Source organism: Nonomuraea cypriaca (genome assembly GCF_015645445.1).
Taxonomy (GTDB): Bacteria; Actinomycetota; Actinomycetes; order Streptosporangiales; family Streptosporangiaceae; genus Nonomuraea; species Nonomuraea cypriaca.
The window spans coordinates 1-4177 of sequence record NZ_JADOGI010000424.1 but is presented as its reverse complement, the minus strand read 5'-3'; the positions used below and the strand labels follow the sequence as shown (position 1 = coordinate 4177).

Sequence of the window (4177 nt, the reverse complement as noted above, 5' to 3'; positions counted from 1 at the left end):
CGGCCTGCCCCACACGGCGAATCCACGGCGTCGGCCAGCCCCCTGACGGCGCTGCGCCATGACGTCAGCCGCCGGGCGGCGCTGGGCTGGGGCGTCAGCCGTCGACCGGCAGGCGCCGGGCGGCCACGCCGGCCCAGCCCAGGCCGAGGGCCGTGATCAGGAGCACCCCCGCGGCCCCCATCCCCGCCGCCACGAGCCCGGCGGCGCCGGGCAGAAGCAGTTGCCCGGTACGGTTGCCGACCAGCCGCAGCGACATCGCCCGCCCGCGCAGCCCGGGAGGCGTGGACTCGGCCAGCCAGGACATGGTCAGCGGCTGCCCCACCCCGAGCCCGAACCCGAGGACGAGCAGGAGGCCGGCCAGCAGCCACGTCGGCATGGGCAGCGGGGTGACCAGCATGGCGGCCGCCGCCGCGATGGTGCTGGCGACCAGCAGCCTGCGCCGGCCGAGTATTCGCGAAAGGCTGCCGAGGAAGAAGCGCGAGCCCATGGAGGCCACGCCGCGGATGGTCAGCAGCAAGCCGATCGTGCCCGCGGTGAGCCCCTGCTCGGTGCCGAGCGCGGGCAGGTAGACGAGGGTGATGTCGAGCGCCGCCAGCACCACGCAGCTCGTCACCAGGGCGTGCGTGAGGCCGGGCAGCCGCAGCAGGGAGCGTACGTTCATGGACTCGTCCTGGTCCTCGCCGGCCGCGCGCGGGCTGGCGCTCAGGAACAGTGACAGCACGACGAGCGCCACGGACACGACGCAGGACCACAGGAAGATGCGGCCGGTGTCCGGGATGGCCTGCTCCCCGCCGAACGCCGCGATCAGCACCGGCCCGGCGGCCTGGCCGATCGAGGCGGCGAAGGTGTAGCGGCCGAAGGCGCTGTCGTGGCCGCCGCGCCGGGAGGTGTTGGCCACCCAGGCCTGCTGGGCGATGACGCAGCCGAGATGCCCCGTGCCGAGCAGCGCTCCACCCGCGATGAGGCCCGGGATGGTGTGGCCGAACACCATGAAGGCGACGCTGGAGGCGGTGAGCATCAGCGCCCCGGCCACGGCCATGCGCCGCTCGCCGTACCGGTCGGCGGCGTGCCCGGCGGGCAGCGCCAGCAGCAGCGGCGCGAGGGCGAAGCTGGCGCCGAGCACGCCGAGCAGCGCGGCGGGCACGTCCAGCTCGATCGCCCGGTACGACATGGTCGGCCGCAGCACGAACGTGACCACCTGCGTGCACGCGGAATGGGTCAGCAGCAGGGCCGTCACGTGCCGCCGATGCCAGCGCTCAGACATCGATGCCGTCCTCGCCGTCCTCCGTGCGCAGTCGCCGTACCGCCTGGGCGCCGAGGCTGGTGTCGATGTGCTCGCGCATGACCGCGGCGGCGCGCTCGGCGTCTCCCGCGATCACGTAGTCGACCAGCGCCTCGTGCTCGGCGGACTTGCGGTCGCGGGCCGCCTGGGAGCGTCCCTCCGCCAGGGCCAGCCTGCGGTAGCGGTCGGACTTGTCCCACAGGCTGTCGAGCGTCTGGACGAGCAGCTCGTTGTGCGAGGCGCCGTAGAGCGCGACGTGGAACCTGCGGTGGGCCAGGAGATGCTCGTACGCGGGGTCGCCGGGCAGCGGTCTCAGCCCGCCGGCGGCCGCGCGGATGGCGGCGATGTCCGCCTTGGTACGGCGTTCCGCGGCCAGCGCCATCGCCAAGGGGTCGAGGGAGCGCCGCAGCTCCAGCAGGTCACGCGCCTCCTCGGCGGTCAGCGGGGCCACCCGGGCGTCGCGGTGCGCGTCGAGTTCGACCAGGCCCTCGCTCTTGAGCCGGCGCAGGGCCTCGCGGAGCGGCGTGGTGCTGATGCCGATCTCACCGGCCAGCTGGGCCTGCGCGATGACGGCGGCCGGCGCCAGCGCTCCGGACAGGATGAGCTCCTTGACGCGCTGGTAGGCGTAGTCGGCCTTGGTGGTGAAGGGCTCGGCCGCCGGCGCGCTCGTCGTCATCACGATCCTGTCTCATCTCGGAAACGGCTATAACCTATACCACCTCCTCTTATACACCGATATTTCGGTCTTTAGCGTCGTAAGGCGTGTTAGAGGGCTGCGGCGACGCCGACGGCTATAGCGCTCGGGCCGCACGGCCCGAGCGCGTGCGCGGCGGGGGCACGGGTGAGCCCGTGACGGTCAGGGCTCCTTGCGGACGTTCACGGCTCCCTGCGTACGCGCGACAGCTTGTCGGGGTTGCTGACCGCGTAGATGTCGCGTACCTGGGATCCGTCCGGGGTCAGGTCGACGACCATGACGGCGAACGGCGCGTTCTCCACCCACACGACCGCCGACGGGTCACCGTTGACCTCCCGGTACTCGATCTCGACGCTGTCGACGATCGAGGTGGCACTGGCCGTCAGCACGCGGGCCACCTTGTCCCTGCCGTGCACCGGGCGCGGCCCGGCCGCCGACGTCTTGCCGCCGCCGTCGGACCACAGCGTCACCTCCGGCGCCAGGAGCTCCATCAGCGCGTCCAGGTCACCCCCGAACGCCGCCGCCACGAACCGTTCGGTCACCTCCTGCTGGACCCGCACGTCGACCCGCCGGCGCGGGCGGCGGGCGTGGACGTGCTCCCGTGCGCGGTGGCCGAGCTGGCGCACCGCCGCCGGGGTGCGGCCGAGCATGCCGGCGATCTCGACATGGGAGTACGCGAACACCTCGTGCAGGATGAACACGGCCCGTTCCAGCGGGGTGAGCGTTTCCAGCACGACCAGGAGCGCCATCGACACCGACTCGGCCCGCAGCACGCCGTCGGCCCCGTCGGCATCGGTGACGAGCGGCTCGGGCAACCACGACCCGACGTACGTCTCCCGCCGGCGGCGCAGCGCGGACTGCTGGGCCAGGGCCTGGTTGACGGCGATGCGCACGAGGTAGGCACGCGGGTTGGCGATCTCGCGCACGTCTCTGGACGTCCACGACAACCACGTCTCCTGCAGCACGTCCTCGGTGTCGGCGACGCTTCCGAGCATGTTGTACACGATGGAGAACAGCAGCTCCCGGTGACCGGCGAACACGTCCGTCGCGCCGGCCGGCGGGGTGTCGCTCATGGTGGGCCCTCCTCATCGTCTGGAACGCACATAGGAGCGACGCCGGTGCCCGCGATGTGACGCGCCCGGAGAAATGTGACCCACCTCTCACACCCCTTGGCGTGCGTGAGGCGTGGATCACACTCCCCCTGCCCATGTCACACCCGAGTGGCCGGCTGCCCTCTCAGAAGGCACGACAACCCGGTCATCCGAACGGAGAACGCACGATGATCCTTGTCACCGGCGCCACCGGCGCCTTCGGACGTCCCCTGGTCGAGCTGCTCACCGCCCAGGGGGCCGCGGTCCGCGCGGTCACCCGGTCCGCGCGGGACGCGGGCCTGCCCCCGGGCGTCGAGACGGTCGAGGGCGACCCGTCCAGGCCCTGCACGCTCGCCCGCCACCTGGACGCCGTCACCACCGTCTTCCTGCACCCGCGCGTCATCGGCGAGGCCGCGGACGAACTGCTGGCCGTCGCGAGGGAGCGGGGCGCGACGCGCGTCGTCGCTCTGTCGGCGATGAACGCCGACGACCCGCTCGACGAGCAGCCCTCGAGGTCCATGGAGGCAGGGTCTGATCGGGGTCAGGAGGTCTCTGGAGGCGAAGGGCTGATCCCGGAGGTCTCTGGGGGCAGGAGGCCGGTCTGGCGGTAGACGGCCGTCAGGACTGCTCGGACAGCACCCGCTGGGCGACGGCGAAGGCGGCGTTCGCGGCCGGGACCCCGCAGTAGACGGCGGTCTGGAGGAGCACCTCGCCGATCTCATCAGGGCTGAGCCCGTTGCGCAGGGCGGCACGGATGTGCATGGCCAGCTCGTCGAGGTGGCCGCGGGCGACGAGCGCGGTGAGCGTGACGCAGCTGCGGGTACGCCGGTCCAGGCCCGGCCGGGTCCAGATCTCGCCCCAGGCGTAGCGGGTGATGAAATCCTGGAAGTCCCTGGTGAACTCGGTGGTACGGGCGGCCGCGCGGTCCACGTGCTCGTCGCCGAGCACCTCACGCCGTACTCGCATGCCGGGCACGGCGGGCAGGTGGGCGAGGAGCGCGGCCGTGACGCGCTCGGGCTGGTCGACGGTGGCCAGGTGGGCGGCGCCTGCGAGCTCCACCAGCGTGGCGCCGGGGATGCCGTCGGCCAGCTGCCTGGCGTGGGCGGGCGG

The 4177-nt window shown here is 72.8% G+C and carries 5 protein-coding genes; 1 reads left to right on the top strand and 4 read right to left on the bottom strand.

Going from position 1 to position 4177, the window contains the following annotated elements; translation table 11 throughout:
* Nucleotides 1–94: 94 nt before the first annotated feature.
* From ITP53_RS54220 to sigJ, 3 genes are all read right to left on the bottom strand, one after another.
* On the bottom strand, nucleotides 95–1264 hold the full coding sequence (locus ITP53_RS54220; RefSeq protein ID WP_195903283.1) for an MFS transporter: 1170 nt from the start codon (nucleotides 1262–1264) through the stop codon (nucleotides 95–97).
* Nucleotides 1257–1958 (bottom strand): GntR family transcriptional regulator, encoded by a 702-nt coding sequence (locus ITP53_RS54215; protein ID WP_195903282.1) that lies wholly within the window; start codon nucleotides 1956–1958, stop codon nucleotides 1257–1259. The genes ITP53_RS54220 and ITP53_RS54215 overlap by 8 nt, the downstream gene beginning before the upstream one ends.
* Before the next feature lie 200 nt (nucleotides 1959–2158).
* The gene (sigJ, locus tag ITP53_RS54210; RefSeq protein WP_195903281.1) at nucleotides 2159–3049 is read right to left on the bottom strand and encodes an RNA polymerase sigma factor SigJ; all 891 of its coding nucleotides are present in this window, start codon (nucleotides 3047–3049) and stop codon (nucleotides 2159–2161) included.
* Nucleotides 3050–3255: 206 nt separating this feature from the next.
* On the opposite strand from sigJ, the gene ITP53_RS54205 reads away from it, so the two are divergent.
* Entirely contained in the window at nucleotides 3256–3678 is a 423-nt protein-coding gene (locus tag ITP53_RS54205) for an SDR family oxidoreductase (protein ID WP_195903280.1), read from the top strand.
* A 7-nt stretch (nucleotides 3679–3685) separates the two neighbouring features.
* On the opposite strand, the gene pcaC is transcribed toward ITP53_RS54205, so the two are convergent.
* The coding region (gene pcaC, locus ITP53_RS54200; protein ID WP_195903279.1) for a 4-carboxymuconolactone decarboxylase at nucleotides 3686–4177 on the bottom strand (492 nt) is incomplete at its 5' end.